At 71.8% G+C, this 13,600-nt stretch carries 11 protein-coding genes and 1 pseudogene; 8 read left to right on the forward strand and 4 right to left on the reverse strand.

The genetic code is table 11. The annotated features are described in order from the left end of the window. Nucleotides 1-247: 247 nt before the first annotated feature. From O7627_RS02525 to O7627_RS02535, 3 genes and pseudogenes are all read left to right on the forward strand, one after another. Nucleotides 248-475 (forward strand): annotated as a pseudogene (locus O7627_RS02525) (helix-turn-helix transcriptional regulator); the annotation flags it as partial. 368 nt (nucleotides 476-843) lie between these two features. Continuing rightward, on the forward strand, nucleotides 844-1,422 hold the full coding sequence (locus O7627_RS02530; protein WP_278098125.1) for an ATP-dependent Clp protease proteolytic subunit: 579 nt from the start codon (nucleotides 844-846) through the stop codon (nucleotides 1,420-1,422). Nucleotides 1,423-1,489: 67 nt separating this feature from the next. Next, complete coding sequence (locus tag O7627_RS02535) at nucleotides 1,490-2,413, forward strand: serine/threonine-protein kinase (protein ID WP_278091886.1); 924 nt, start codon at nucleotides 1,490-1,492, stop codon at nucleotides 2,411-2,413. Nucleotides 2,414-2,433: 20 nt separating this feature from the next. Here the strand turns inward: O7627_RS02535 and O7627_RS02540 are convergent, their stop codons facing one another. Next, entirely contained in the window at nucleotides 2,434-3,663 is a 1,230-nt protein-coding gene (locus tag O7627_RS02540) for a hypothetical protein (protein ID WP_278091887.1), read from the reverse strand. Then, complete coding sequence (locus tag O7627_RS02545) at nucleotides 3,650-4,156, reverse strand: sigma-70 family RNA polymerase sigma factor (protein ID WP_278091888.1); 507 nt, start codon at nucleotides 4,154-4,156, stop codon at nucleotides 3,650-3,652. Before O7627_RS02545 ends, O7627_RS02540 begins: the two co-directional genes overlap by 14 nt. A gap of 174 nt (nucleotides 4,157-4,330) precedes the next feature. Here O7627_RS02545 and O7627_RS02550 point away from each other — a divergent pair, with 174 nt between their 5' ends. Further along, complete coding sequence (locus tag O7627_RS02550) at nucleotides 4,331-5,719, forward strand: cellulase family glycosylhydrolase (protein ID WP_278098126.1); 1,389 nt, start codon at nucleotides 4,331-4,333, stop codon at nucleotides 5,717-5,719. Between the two features lie 27 nt (nucleotides 5,720-5,746). Here O7627_RS02550 and O7627_RS02555 read toward each other — a convergent pair whose 3' ends face one another. Then, nucleotides 5,747-7,462 (reverse strand): IlvD/Edd family dehydratase, encoded by a 1,716-nt coding sequence (locus tag O7627_RS02555; RefSeq protein ID WP_278091889.1) that lies wholly within the window; start codon nucleotides 7,460-7,462, stop codon nucleotides 5,747-5,749. Nucleotides 7,463-7,534: 72 nt separating this feature from the next. On the opposite strand from O7627_RS02555, the gene O7627_RS02560 reads away from it, so the two are divergent. From O7627_RS02560 to O7627_RS02570, 3 genes are read left to right on the forward strand one after another with little or no spacing between them, the layout of a single operon-like run. Further along, a complete protein-coding gene (locus O7627_RS02560; RefSeq protein ID WP_278091890.1) occupies nucleotides 7,535-8,848 on the forward strand; it encodes an ATP-dependent 6-phosphofructokinase in 1,314 nt (437 codons plus the stop codon). Between the two features lie 30 nt (nucleotides 8,849-8,878). Next, nucleotides 8,879-9,355: a hypothetical protein gene (locus O7627_RS02565; protein WP_278091891.1), complete on the forward strand. Its 477-nt coding sequence runs from the start codon at nucleotides 8,879-8,881 to the stop codon at nucleotides 9,353-9,355. A gap of 19 nt (nucleotides 9,356-9,374) precedes the next feature. Beyond that, entirely contained in the window at nucleotides 9,375-10,151 is a 777-nt protein-coding gene (locus O7627_RS02570) for a YaaA family protein (protein WP_278091892.1), read from the forward strand. Between the two features lie 80 nt (nucleotides 10,152-10,231). Here O7627_RS02570 and O7627_RS02575 read toward each other — a convergent pair whose 3' ends face one another. Continuing rightward, nucleotides 10,232-12,619 (reverse strand): tetratricopeptide repeat protein, encoded by a 2,388-nt coding sequence (locus O7627_RS02575; protein WP_278091893.1) that lies wholly within the window; start codon nucleotides 12,617-12,619, stop codon nucleotides 10,232-10,234. A 173-nt stretch (nucleotides 12,620-12,792) separates the two neighbouring features. Between O7627_RS02575 and O7627_RS02580 the strand changes: the two genes are divergently transcribed. Continuing rightward, nucleotides 12,793-13,566 (forward strand): hypothetical protein, encoded by a 774-nt coding sequence (locus O7627_RS02580; RefSeq protein ID WP_278091894.1) that lies wholly within the window; start codon nucleotides 12,793-12,795, stop codon nucleotides 13,564-13,566. The last annotated feature ends 34 nt before the right edge of the window (nucleotides 13,567-13,600 follow it).

Below are 13,600 nucleotides of genomic sequence, written 5' to 3' on the forward strand. Positions count from 1 at the left end.
GACGCGCGGACATCGACAGGCCCCTCCTTGTCTGCCCCCATGGCCCCGCACCCCTCGATTGGGGTTAGCGCAAGTGTTGAGACGTTCTATCGTCGCTCCAGCGGCATCGCAGCGTCTCACCGTCGGCGATTCGGGCGGTATCCGCGCCTGCTGCGGTGCGGTAGGCGTCGGGGGTGGGGAAATCGACGTCGGGATGACACGATCGGGGTTGGCACGTCGCCGAGGGAGCGGCGGACAGGAGGCCGGGATGGCGCTGTTGCGGCGGGTGATCGGGATGGTGCTCCGGCGGGCGCGGCTGCGGCAGGGACGCACCCTGCGGCAGGTCGCCGACGACGCCGGGCTCTCGGTGCCGTACCTCTCCGAGGTCGAGCGGGGCCGCAAGGAGGTCTCCTCGGAGATCCTGGCCGGCATCTGCCGGGCCCTCGGCCTGACCCTGGCCGACCTGCTCGACCAGGCGCGCGAGGAGCTGCTGCGCTCCACGCCCAGCCGGGCGCCGATGCTGATCGGCTTCCGGGCACCCGAGCAGCCGCCACCGGCCCAGCCGGTCCCGGACCGTCGGCCGCGCACCGATCTGCTGGTCAGCCACCAGATCACCTGCGGGTCTGCTGACGGCAGATCTGCCCCGCGGAGAATCGTGCCATCCGGAGCCCTGGTCGGCCGGACGCTTGCGGGGTCGATCCCCGGGTGAGCGCCCGCTCGCCCACCGGCTGACTGGAGGGCGTGACGATGCGCGCGATCCCGACGAGAACCCCTGCGATCCCGCCGAAGACCCCCGCGAACCCGTCGAGAACCGCACGGGTGTCGGCGCTTCCGCTCCTGGTCGGCAGCCCGACGGCCCGGGCGGTGGCCGAGGCGCCGTCACCGTTCGACGAGGAGATCTTCGACCGGCTGCTGCGCGAGCGGATCATCTTCCTCCGCGGCGAGGTCACCGAGCCGGTGGCGAACGCCATCTGCGCGCAGCTGCTGCTGCTCGCCGCCGACGGCGCACAGGACATCCAGTTCTTCATCAACTCGCCCGGCGGCTCGGTCAGCGGCGGGCTGGCCATCTACGACGCGATGCGGTTCATCCGCAACGACGTCGCCACCATCGCGGTCGGCGCGGCCGGCTCGATGGGGCAGTTCCTGCTCTGCGCCGGCACGGCCGGCAAGCGGTACGCCCTGCCGCACGCCCGGATCATGATGCATCAGCCGTCCGGCGGCTTCGGCGGGACGGTGAGCGACATCCGGACCCAGACCGAGAACCTGCTGCACGCCAAGCGGACGCTGCGGGAGCGGATCGCCTTCCACACCGGGCGGTCGGTCGAGGAGATCGAGCGGGACTCCGACCGGGACCGCTGGTTCACCCCGGAACAGGCAAAGGAGTACGGCATCATCGACGCGGTGCTCAGCAGCGTCCGGCAGGTGGCCACCGCGACCGGGTGACGGTTTCGCCAGCTTGCCGCCGGGGTACCGAAGATCCCCAGGGGATGGCGGCGAGGGGGATTTGGTCATGCGTACGCTGGGCGGGCGCTACCGGCTCGTACAGCGAATCGGTGTCGGCGGGATGTCGGAGGTCTGGCGCGCCCACGACCTGGTGTTGGACCGACCGGTCGCGGTGAAGCTGATCGCCCCGCACCAGGCGGACGGCGTGACGCTGGAGCAGGTGCGGTGGGAGGCGCGGGCGGCGGCCCGGCTGGTTCATCCGAACGTGGCGAGTGTGCACGACTTCGGCCTGGCCACCCGCCCGTCGGGCACCGAGGTGCCGTACATCGTGATGGAGCTGGTCGAGGGGGAGACCCTGTCGGCGCACCTTGTGGCGGGACCGCTGGACTGGCGGATCGCCGTCCGGATCTGCGCCGAGGTCAGCGCCGCGCTGGCCGCCGCGCACGCGCACGGCATCGTGCACCGCGACATCAAGCCGGCCAACGTGATGCTCACCCCGAGCGGGGCGAAGGTCCTCGACTTCGGGATCGCCGCTGCCGCCGGCTGGGAGGAGACCGACCCGAACGGCACCCTGCCCGGCACGCCGGCGTTCGTCGCGCCGGAACGGTGGGACGGCGGTCCGGCCACCCCGGCCAGTGACAGTTTCGCCGTCGGGGTGCTGCTGCACCTCTGCCTCGCCGGCCGGCTGCCGTGGCCCATCGAGCCCGGCCAGTTCCGACCGCCGCAACATCTTGCCCCCGATCCGCTGCCGTCGATCGACGGGCTGCCGGCCGATGTGGCCGAGATGTGCCGCCGGTCGTTGTCCCGCGATCCCGACCAGCGACCTACCAGTCTGGTCGCGGCGCTGCTCTGGGGGGAGGCGGTGGACGCCCGGGTGTACGTGCCGCTGGCCGATGTCGCCGCCCCCCGCCCGCGCGGCGGGCCGGTGTCGCCCTGGGACGAACGGGCCGCGAACGCCGCCACCGACGTGGCGAGACCGGCGGACGTCTGACGGCGGGCTCGGTCCGGCCGTTACCCGGGCAGCGGCAGCGTGTCCCAGTTGATTCCGTCGATGCTCACCAGTGCTTCGTCTCTCAACATCAGCCAGATCCGGCCGGGCGCGGCGCTGAAGTAGGCGGCCGTCGTCACCGGGCCCCGCTCGAAGTGCCGGCCACCGTCGCGGCTCGTCCAGAGGACACCACCGAGCCCGGCGATGTCGCCGACCAGCAGTGACTGGTTCAGGCCAAGGGTGAACGGGCGGACCAGGCTGGTCGAGGGTAGGTCGGTGGTGATTTCCTCCCAGTTGCGACCCCCGTCGGTGGTTCGCAGCAGTCGGGACCGGATACCCGTCCGGTCCCCGCCCTGCTGGCTCGCCGGATCGGGGCGGGGCTCGACCAGCAGGTAGGCGACCAGGTAGTCACTGGCCGCCACGCCGATCGTGTTCGTCCCCTCGGGTGCGGTGAAGGACCGCCAGGTGGCACCCCGGTCGGCGCTGCGTGCTATCACAGACGACTTGTCGATGGCGCCCGGGTAGTAGCTGGCCCAGAGCGTTCCATCCCAGCTCACGTACATGCTCATCAGCTTGTGCGGTGACGGTGGTTCGCCGCGTAGCCGGTAGACCGCCGCCGTCACCGGGTCGACGGCGAGGGGCTCGGGTACGCCGTGACAGCCGACCTGGCAGGCCACGGGTACCGCCGAGGGCGGGAACGCGTCGACGGTGGTGATGGACGAGTCGGCGTCCAGCCACGTCTGGCCGGCGTCGCGGGAGAGATAGGAGCTTCCGTCGATGGAGACGAGGAAGGTGCGCGCGTCGAGGGGGTGGTACCGCACATCCGAGGCGAAGTCGCCCTTTTCGTTGCGGCGGCACGCCGCCCGGCGGTCGAACTGGCGCCAGTCCGACCAGGTGACGCCACGGTCGTGCGTGACGGCGAAGCTCATCCCGCACCAGTCGTACTCGATCACAGCGACTGCCGTGGTCGCGTCCAACACGATCAGGTCGCTGACGCCGTCCCGGGCCGGTGGACCGACGGTCGGCTTCGGGCCGGTCCAGTTCGCACCGGGCCCGGCGGCCAGCGGAACGATGACGACTCCGAGCAGCCCGACGACAACGGTCAGGGCGGCGGCGGAGACCCGCCGTCGCCGGCGTTTCGTCGCGGACCGTTGCAGGTCGTCCAGTGGCGGCTGCCGGACGGTCCGCCCGATGGTCTCCGCATCGAATGCGCTGGCACGGAACCGGGCCGGGCAGGTGTCAGGATCGGACATCGGTACTCCCAGCGAGGGTGGAATCGGTGAGTAGCAGGGCGAGTGCCCGCCGGCCCCGGGACAGCCGAGACTTGACGGTTCCCGCGGAAACGCCGAGCGACCGGGCTACCTCGTCCACGGGCAGGTCGGCCAGGTAGTGCAGGGCCAGGGCGTGTCGTTGGCCGAGCGGCAACGCGCGCATCGCGGTCATCAGGGCCACATGGTCGGGCGACATGTCGGCGACGACCGGCGGTGGGCCGAGCCGGCGCAGCAGCGTGTCGAGCGTCCGGCGTCGGCGGTGCCGGCTGCGGGCGACGTTCACGGCGACCCGGCGCAGCCAGGCTTCGGGGTTGTCGAGGTCGGCGAAGCGCCGGGGCGAGTTCAGGGCCCGGATGAACGCCTCCTGAACGGCCTCCTGGGCTTCGTTCAGGTCGCCGGTGACGGCGTACAGTTGCACCACGAGCCGGCGGAAACATCCGCTGTAGACCTCGCCGACGACGCTCTCCCGGGACAACGGCGCCTCCCCTCTCCACCCATCCCACTCCCGGGCGCCCCGAAAGGTTCCCCGCCGCGCCGCTCCCGTTGCGAAGATTGTTAAGCGTCCTTATAGTTCGATGACGGTTAATCTCTGCATACGCTGTTGGAGGGGAACGTGTTGCGCACAGGCAAGGCGCTGCTGGCGACCGGGCTGCTCGCCGCGCTCGCGGCGGTGCCGCTGACCGGCGCCGCGGCGGCCGCGACCACGCCGACCGCCACCTTCGTCAAGGTCTCCGACTGGGGATCGGGCTGGCAGGGCCGCTACACCGTCACCAACGGCGGGACCAGCACGTTCAGCTCCTGGCGGGTGCAGTTCGACCTGCCGGCCGGCACCACCATCGGGTCCCACTGGGAAGCGGCGATGACCCGCAGCGGGCAGCGCTACACCTTCACCAACCTGGGCTGGAACGGGAACCTCGCGCCCGGCGCCTCGGTCACCTTCGGGTTCATCGGCGGCGGCCCCGGCAGCCCCACCGGCTGCCTACTCAACGGTCAGCCCTGCGCCGGCGGCCCCACCCCGACCACCCCGCCGCCGACCCCGACCCTGCCACCCACCCCGACCCCGACCGCGACCCCGCCGCCGACCCCGACCCCCACCGCCCAACCTGGCACGCCGGTCGCCGCCAACGGGCAACTGCGGGTCTGCGGCCGGCAGCTCTGCAACCGCAACGGCAAGCCGATCCAGCTACGCGGCATGAGCACCCACGGCCTGCAGTGGTACGCCAACTGCGCCACCACGGACTCGCTCGACGTGCTGGCCGACGAGTGGAACGCCGACGTACTCCGGATCTCGATGTACATCCAGGAGGGCGGCTACGAAACCGACCCGCGCGGGTTCACCGACCTGGTGCACGAGTACATCGAACTCGCCACCGAGCGTGGCATGTACGCCATCGTCGACTGGCACATGCTCACCCCGGGCGACCCGAACGCGAACCTCGCCGGGGCCCGCACCTTCTTCGCCGAGATCGCCGAGCGGCACCGCGACAAGCCCAACGTCCTCTACGAGATCGCCAACGAGCCGAGCGGCGTGACCTGGGCGACAATCAAGACGTACGCGGACCAGATCATCCCGGTGATCCGCACCCGCGACGCCGACGCGGTGGTCCTGGTCGGCACCCCCGACTGGTCCTCGCTCGGCGCCTCCGGCTCGGGTGGCGGCGCCGACGTGATCGCCGCGAACCCGGTGGCCGCCGGCAACGTCATGTACGTCTTCCACTTCTACGCCGCCTCACACGACGACTACTACTACGACACCCTTTCGTCGGCCGCCGACCGGCTGCCGCTCTTCGTCACCGAGTTCGGCACCCAGGAGTACACCGGCGACGGGCCGAACGACTTCGTGATGGCGCAGCGCTACCTGGACCTGCTGGCCGCCCGGAAGATCAGCTGGGTGAACTGGAACTACTCCGACGACTTCCGCTCCGGCGCCGTCTTCACGACCGGCACCTGCGCCGACGGGGCGTTCTCCGGCACCGCCAACCTCAAGCCGGCCGGCGCCTGGATCCGGGACCGGATCCGTACTCCCGACGACTTCTGATCCAGTGGCGGCCGGTGTGGCGCGCGGTCAGTGTGACTCGCGGGCCACCCGGTCGCCGCTGGAACCCAGCAGGAAGTCCAGGTCCGCGCCGGTGTCGGCGCCCAACACGGTACGCACGTAGAGCTGCTCCCAGCCGCGTTGCGGCCGGGCCAGTCGCTCGGTCATCGCCGCCGACGGCGGACGCCGGTCCAGCTCCTCCTGCGGCACGTCCACGTCGAGCCGCCGCCCCTCCACGTCCAGGATGATCCAGTCGCCGGTGGCGACCCGGTCCAGCGGCCCGCCGGCCGCCGCCTCCGGGCTGACATGCAGGACCACCGTCCCGTACGCGGTGCCGCTCATCCGCCCGTCGCAGATCCGGACCATGTCGCGGACCCCCTGCTGGAGCAGCTTCGCCGGCAGCGGCAGGTTCGCCACCTCCGGCATCCCCGGGTAGCCCTTCGGGCCGCAGCCGCGCAGCACCAGCACCGAGTCGGCGTCCACGTCCAGGTCCGGGTCGTCGATCCGCTCGTGGAAGTCCTCGACGGAGTCGAACACCACCGCCCGGCCCCGGTGCCGCAGCAGGTGCGGGGAGGCGGCGGCCGGCTTGATGATGGCGCCGGCCGGGGCCAGGTTGCCGTGCAGGACGGCGATGCCGGCCTGCGGCCTGAGCGGTTCCGCCCGGGGGCGGATCACCTCGCGGTCCCAGATCTGTGCCTCGGTCAGGTGCGCCACCAGCGGCTGGCCGGAGACGGTGCGCGCGTCCGGGTCGAGCAGGTCGACCACCTCGCGCAGTACGGCAGCCAGCCCGCCGGCCCGGTGCAGGTCCTCCATCAGGTGCCGGCCGGCCGGCTGCAGGTCGACCAGGAGCGGCACGTCCGCGCCGATCCGGTCAAAATCGGTCAACCCCAGCGGTACGCCGAGCCGGCCGGCGATGGCGAGCAGGTGCACCACGGCGTTGGTGGAACCGCCGATGGCGGCCAGCGCCACGATCGCGTTGTGGAACGAACCGGTCGTCATCAGGTGGCTGGGGCGGGCGTCCCGTTCGACAAGTTCGACGGCGAGCCGGCCGGTGTCGTGGGCGCGGGCCAGCAGCCGGCTGTCCGGGGCGGGGATGCCGGCGGTGCCGGGCAGCACCATGCCGAGCGCCTCGGCGAGCAGCGCCATCGTGGAGGCCGTACCCATCGTGTTGCAGTGCCCACGGCTGCGGATCATCGACGACTCCGAGTCGAGGAACGCCTGCTCGGTCAGGGTGCCGGCGCGGACCTCCTCGCTGAGTCGCCAGACGTCGGTGCCGCAGCCCAGCGGGACGCCCCGGAAGGTGCCGGTGAGCATCGGGCCACCGGGCAGCACCACCGCCGGCAGGTCGACGGAGGCGGCGGCCATCAGCAGCGCCGGGATCGTCTTGTCGCAGCCGCCGAGCAGCACCACGCCGTCGATCGGGTTGGCCCGCAGCATCTCCTCGGCGGCCATCGCGGCCATGTTGCGCCAGAGCATCGCGGTCGGCCGGACCTGCGTCTCGCCGATCGACACCACCGGCAGATTCAGCGGTACGCCGCCGGCCGCCCAGACCCCCTGCCGGACGCTCTCGGCGACCTCGTTGAAGTGGTTGTTGCAGGGGGTCAGGTCGGAGGCGGTGTTGGCGATCGCGATCTGCGGCCGGCCCTGGAACGCCGAACCCGGCACCCCCCGCCGCATCCAGGCCCGGTGCAGGTACGCGTTGCGGTCCTGGCCGGCGTACCACTGGTTACTGCGAAGCTCGGGCATCGAACCTCCACGGGTTGCTGGCGTGGTCTATGACGGTAACGCGGGTGAAACCTGCGGCCGGATCATGGAAACATGTCGAGCCTTCAGATCGCCGCCCTCGGCGAGTGCCGGATCGACTCGCCGCTGGCCCGGCTGCTGCAGCGGCGCAACACCAGCCAGCACTATGTGGACGAGTCCGACCGGGTGCTGCTCGACGACACCGTGACGATGGTGTCCGGCCGGGGGGTGCCGGTCGAGGAGCTGCCCAGCTTCGAGCCCGGCGGCCCGCGCCAGAAGATCTTCTTCGACCCGGCGCGGACCCGGGTCGGCATCGTCACCTGCGGCGGGCTCTGCCCGGGCCTGAACAACGTGATCCGGGCGCTGGTGCTGCAGTTGACCACGCACTACGGGGTGCACCGCATTCTCGGCTTCCGCAACGGCTACCAGGGCCTGGTGCCCCGCTACGACCACCCGCCGGTGGAGCTGACCCCGGCCTACGTCGACCTGATCGACAAGTACGGCGGCACCGTGCTGGGTACCTCCCGGGGCAACCAGGACCCGGACGAGATCGTCGACAACCTGGACCGGCTCGGCATCGACATCCTCTTCGTCATCGGCGGCGACGGGTCGATGCGGGGGGCGGTGCGGATCGCCGAGGTGGTCGCCCGGCGGGGCCGGCGGATCGCCGTGGTCGGGGTGCCGAAGACCATCGACAACGACATTCCGTACATCGATCAGAGTTTTGGTTTTCAGACCGCGGTCGGGCAGGCGACCGAGGTGATCCGCGCCGCGCACGTGGAGGCGACGGCGTTTCCCGGCGGGATCGGCCTGGTCCAGTTGATGGGCCGACACTCCGGCTTCATCGCCTGCTACGCCGCGCTGGCGACGCACGACGCCGACTACGTCCTGGTGCCCGAGGTGCCGTTCGCGCTGGACGGCCCGGACGGATTCCTGGCCCACCTGCGGCGTCGGGTGGGCGACCGGGGACACGCGATGATCGTGGTGGCCGAGGGCGCCGGCCAGGAGCACCTGGCGACCGGGCCGGCCGGCCACGACGCCTCCGGCAACCAGCGCCTGCACGACTTCGGCCGCTACCTGCGCCAGCGGATCATCGACGAGTTCGCGGGGGCGGGGGTCGAGGCGAGCCTGAAGTACATCGACCCCAGCTACACCATCCGGGGCGTGCCGGCGAACCCGTACGACAGCGTCTACTGCATCCGGCTCGCGCACGCCGCCGTGCACGCGGCGATGGCCGGCCGGACGGAGCTGGTGGTCGGCCGGTGGCGGGGCCGGTTCGTGCACGTGCCGATGCCGCTGGTGGTGGGCTCCCGCAACCAGGTCGACCCGGACGGCGATTTGTGGCTCTCCGTGCTGGAGGCGACCGGCCAGCCGCCCACCTTCGGCTGACGCCGCCGGCCGCCTCGCTATCGTTTCCGCATGACGATCAGATCGTCCGTTGGTGCCGCCTTCCAGGCCGACGGCCCGGCCGAAGGTGTCGATCTGCGGCTGTTCGGACAGTTCGCCGGTTCCTGGTGGCTGGACTGCACCGACCACGACCCCGACGGCTCCACCACCACCCGCCGGGGCGAGTGGCACTTCGGGTACGCCCTGGGCGGGCTGGCCACCACCGACGTCTGGATCCTGCCCGGCGTCGAACACGGCGTCAGCGTGCGGTTCCCGGACCCGGCGGCCGGGGCGGGGGTGTGGCGTTCGACGTGGGTGGGGCCGGGCAAGCGCCGGGTGCACACCTTCCTGGCCGCCCAGGTGGGCGACGGGATCGTGCTCGACGGCGGCGACCTGCGCTGGACCTTCTCCGACATCGCCACCGACACGTTCCGCTGGCGCAACGAGGCCCGGCAACCCGACGGCGACTGGCGACTGCAACAGACCTTCCAGGTCTGGCGGCAGACCTGACGACCAGCACCGGACTCCGATGATCATTCTTGTGCACAGCTCGAAGACGATGCGCCCGCCGGCCGGTGGCGCCGGGCCGAACGGCGTGCCGGTCCTGCTTGACCGCGCCGAGGAACTCGTCACCTACCTGCGGACCCTGTCGGGCGACCAGCTCGCCCGGGTCATGACCGTCTCCGCCGACCTGGCGACGAAGACCCGTCAGCAGTACGCCGACTGGGGCCGGCAGCTCACGCCGGCCGCCGCCACCTTCGTCGGCGACATCTACAGCGGCCTGCAGGTCGACTCGTTCACCCCGGCCGACCGCGGCTACGCCGACCGGCACCTGCGGATCCTCTCCGGCCTGTACGGGATCCTGCGCCCGTTCGACGGGATCAGCCCGTACCGGCTGGAGATGGGCTACCGGCTGCCGCCCGGCCCGTACGCGAACCTCTACCGGTTCTGGGGGTCCTCGATCGCCGAGTCGCTGCCGGCGACCGGTCCCATCGTCAACCTCGCGGCCAACGAGTACAGCCGCACCGTCACCGCCCACGTCGACGCCGCCCGGGTGGTGACGCCGCGGTTCCTCACCCTCGATCCGGCCTCGGGTCAGCCGAAGTTCGTCGTCGTCCACGCGAAGATCGCCCGCGGCGCCTTCGCCCGCTGGCTGGTCACCGAGCGGGTCGCCGACACGGAGGCGGCGCTGCGCGAGTTCCGCGACATCGGCTACCGGTATGACGAGGCGCTCAGCACACCAGGTCAGCCGGCCTTCGTGTGCGCCGAGTTCGGCGGGAAGGGGCTCTCCGTCCGGCTCGGCTAGACCGGCGCGGGATCAGCGCTCGGCGATCAGGTCGTCGCAGGACCGGTCATGCGGTCACTCTGGCAATCTGCGGTGGTCGGCTACTCAGCGTCGCCGGGCGACCGCTGCAGCCTGGCGCGGACCGCGTCGGCGTCGGCGTGGTCGAGGTGGTCCAGCAGGTGCAGCGCCCGCCGCCAGGAGGTGCGGGCGGCCCCGGTGGCGCCGTCGGCGAACTGGGCGTCGCCGAGGTGCACCAGCATCTCGGCCTCGTTGTTCCGGTCACCGACCGCGCGGATCAGCTCCAGCGCCCGCAGGAAACAGTCGATCGCGCGCTGCTGTCGGCCCAGGTGGTGCTCGGCGAAGCCGATGCTGTCCCAGGTCTGCGCCTGCCCGATCACGTCCCCCACCTCCGTCAGTAGGGTCAGTGCCCGCTGGCAGCAGGCCAGCGCCTGTTCGTACTCGCCGAGCAGGGCGTGCTGCCAGCCGAGACCGTTGAGGGCGCGGGCCTGCCCGGGGCGGTGCCCGGCCCGCCGGAACAGGACGAGTGAACGCCGACTGTGCCGCAACGCCTCCCGGTGCCGGCCCTGCCGCTCATAAACCAGGCTGAGGCTCAGGTTTGTGTACGCCTCGTCAGCCGGCTGTCCGATCCGTTCGAACAGGTCAAGTGCGGCCCGGTGGTGGGCGTGGGCGTCCGCGTGCCGGTCGAGACCGGTGTGGGCGCGGGCCAGCCCGCGATGGGCGTGCGCGAGGGCGAGTGGATCGTCGAGTCGCCGGGCGGCGTCCAGTGCCACCTCCTGCAGCGCCACCCAGTCGTGCCGGCCGCCCTGCCGCTGCAACACGGGCTCACAGGCCCAGGTCAGCTGCCAGGCGTGCGCGTCGAGCCGGGACTCCGCGGCCCGCCGGACGGCGGCGAGCAGCACCGGCAACTCGCGGACGGACCAGGCCAGTGCCTCGTCGAGGTCGGCGAAGCGCAGCGTCACGGCGCCCGGAGCGGCGACGACCGGCTCGATCGGGCTCCGGTTCGGATCAACGAGCGTCGCGGCGGCGTACGCGGAATGCAGCAGGTGGTCGAGGAGCCGCCGCAGGGCCGCCGCCCGCACCTCGCCGCCGTCGCGGCTGCGGGTCAGCTCGATCGCGTACGCGTGGAGCAGGTCGTGTCGCCAGTAGCGGCCGTCGTCCTGCTCGGCGAGCAGGTGGGCGTCGGTGAGCTCGGCCAGCAGCGGCCGGACCTGCTCGACCGGCACGCCGGCCAGGCTGGCTGCCGCGGGTGGGGTGACAGCCGGCCCGGGGTGCAGACCGAGCAGTCGGAACAACCGTGCCGCCGGGGCGGTCAACGCCCGGTACGACCAGGAGATGACCGTGCGCGGATCTTCCCGGTCGGCACCGGCCAGCTCGGCCAGCGGGTCGGGCGCCTGGCGTAACTGCGCGGCGAAGGCGGCCAGCGGGAGGGCCGGTCTGGTGACCGCCCCGGCGGCGACGATGGCCAGCGCCAGCGGCAGCCGGGCGCAGCGTTCGACGATCTCGTCGACCGCGGCGGGTTCGGCGGCCACCCGGTCCGGGCCGATCCGCCTGGCCAGCAACTCCCGGGCCTCGTCGGGCGCCAGCAGATCCAGGGTGATCGGGTGCGCGCCCTCGGCGGCGACCAGGCCGGTGAGCCGGTTCCGGCTGGTGACCACGACCAGACAGCCGGTCCCGCTGGGCAGGAGCGGGCGGGACTGCCGCGAATCGCGTGCGTTATCCAGCACCACCAACACCCGCCGATCGGCCAGCAGGCTGCGGTAAAGCGCAACCTGCTCGGCCGGCCCGTCCGGAATCCGGCCCGGCGGCACGCCGAGGGCACCGAGGAAACCTCGGACGACGTCGTGCGGCGGGACCGGTCCCCCGTCGGGGGTGAACCCGCCGAGGTCGGCGTAGAGCTGCCCGTCCGGGAACCGCCCGGCCGCCCGGCGCGCCCAGAAGGCCGCGAGCGCGGTCTTCCCGATCCCGGCGGTCCCGTCGATCGTCACCACCGTGGCCGGGGTACCGGGATCGAGGTTCCGGTCGGCGAGCGCGTCCATGGTGGCCAGCTCGCCCGTCCGGCCGGCGAGTTGCCGGACGGAGAGCGGTAGCTGACGGGGCACCGACCCGGGCCGGACCGGGGTGGGCGTACCGGTGGCCCGGCCCGGCCCGTCGGTGCGCGGCTGCCGGAAGGCGTGTTCGATCATCGCGTGGCGCGGGCGCCAGTATTCGTCGACTCCGGTACGGAGCGAAACGCGGGCCATCCGATCGTGGTCACGCGCGTGGTCGCGGCAGCTCTCGATCAGGGTGCGCACCACCCGCCAGTCCGGTGGCCGTCGGATCTCCCCGTTCAGGATGGCCCCGACCTGGCTCTTCCCCAGCCCGATCCGGGCGCTGAGGATCCGCAGGCTCGGCCCACCGGCCTGGGTCCACAGCAGACGTAGGTCCTGGCAGAGCTGTTTCAGGAGTTCGTCCGGTCCGTCGTCGACCATTGACGATCACCATCCCCCGAACGTCCGAATGCTGTCCGGTGTTGTCCGGCCGCCATTGTCGGCACGGTTCCGCTACCGGCGTCGACACGGTATCGATCGTTGTCCGTCCGGGATAGCGCGTGGCACCCGTTGCAAACACCACAGTGGTGTCCCCTGGTGAAAGGAGAGAAGGTATGCGGTCAAGACTGCTGCGGGTGGCCACCGCGGCGCTGCTGTCGGTCGTGGTGACACTGCCGCTCGGCGCGCGGCCGGTGCACGCGGCGATCGACTGGGGCAAGGTGATAACCGCGGCGATCGGTGCGATCGGCTCATGGCTGGGATCGAACGGTACCCAGGCGGCGATCCAGGAGGCGACCCGGCAGATCCTGGCGGCGGTGAACACGGCGCGCAGCGACATCCTGGCGCACATGGAGACGATCGCGGTGGCGGATGCCCGCTCCTGCGCCAACCACGCCGTCATCGAGTTCATCGACATCGAGCGGATGACCCCCGACAACATGCAGCGCTTCGCGCAGGACGCGACCGGCTGCGCGGTGCGGATCGACAGCCTGCTGCCGGCCATCACCGACAAGGCCCGGGTCGATCAGCTCGGTATCGCGCTCAACGTGGTCGCCCCGATCGCCCTGGTCGCGCGGGCCAGAACCGGGCTGACCACCGACGCGTTGGAGAACACCCTGCGGGCCGCGAACGTCGCGATCATCCCGAAGCTGGCTCCGTCCTGCACCGTGTACTCGTACGACTTCGACCCGGAGCTTCCGCTCCCGAGTCCCGGCCAGATAGTTACCTACCATCTCTACTGTTGGGCGTACAACAACGACGGCGGCTCCCACTCGGTGTTCCTGCCGTACCCACAGGCGCCCACCGATCAGCACTTCGCGGTGGCTCAGGACCAGGCCACCCGCAACACCAGTCGGGCGATCGCCCAGCGGGTGCTGCCGCTGTTCTGAAGCAGCGACCGCCACGGGGCCGGTGCGTTCCGTC

Origin of the sequence: Solwaraspora sp. WMMD1047 (genome assembly GCF_029626155.1) — a bacterium.
GTDB lineage: Bacteria > Actinomycetota > Actinomycetes > Mycobacteriales > Micromonosporaceae > WMMD1047.

Excerpts from the sequence above, each read along its gene's own strand:
- O7627_RS02535 (WP_278091886.1), top strand. The coding sequence starts at position 1,490 with ATGCGTACGCTGGGCGGGCGCTACCGGCTCGTACAGCGAATCGGTGTC.
- O7627_RS02540 (WP_278091887.1), bottom strand. The coding sequence starts at position 3,663 with ATGTCCGATCCTGACACCTGCCCGGCCCGGTTCCGTGCCAGCGCATTC.
- O7627_RS02555 (WP_278091889.1), bottom strand. The coding sequence starts at position 7,462 with ATGCCCGAGCTTCGCAGTAACCAGTGGTACGCCGGCCAGGACCGCAAC.
- O7627_RS02560 (WP_278091890.1), top strand. The coding sequence starts at position 7,535 with ATGTCGAGCCTTCAGATCGCCGCCCTCGGCGAGTGCCGGATCGACTCG.
- O7627_RS02565 (WP_278091891.1), top strand. The coding sequence starts at position 8,879 with ATGACGATCAGATCGTCCGTTGGTGCCGCCTTCCAGGCCGACGGCCCG.
- O7627_RS02570 (WP_278091892.1), top strand. The coding sequence starts at position 9,375 with ATGATCATTCTTGTGCACAGCTCGAAGACGATGCGCCCGCCGGCCGGT.
- O7627_RS02575 (WP_278091893.1), bottom strand. The coding sequence starts at position 12,619 with ATGGTCGACGACGGACCGGACGAACTCCTGAAACAGCTCTGCCAGGAC.
- O7627_RS02580 (WP_278091894.1), top strand. The coding sequence starts at position 12,793 with ATGCGGTCAAGACTGCTGCGGGTGGCCACCGCGGCGCTGCTGTCGGTC.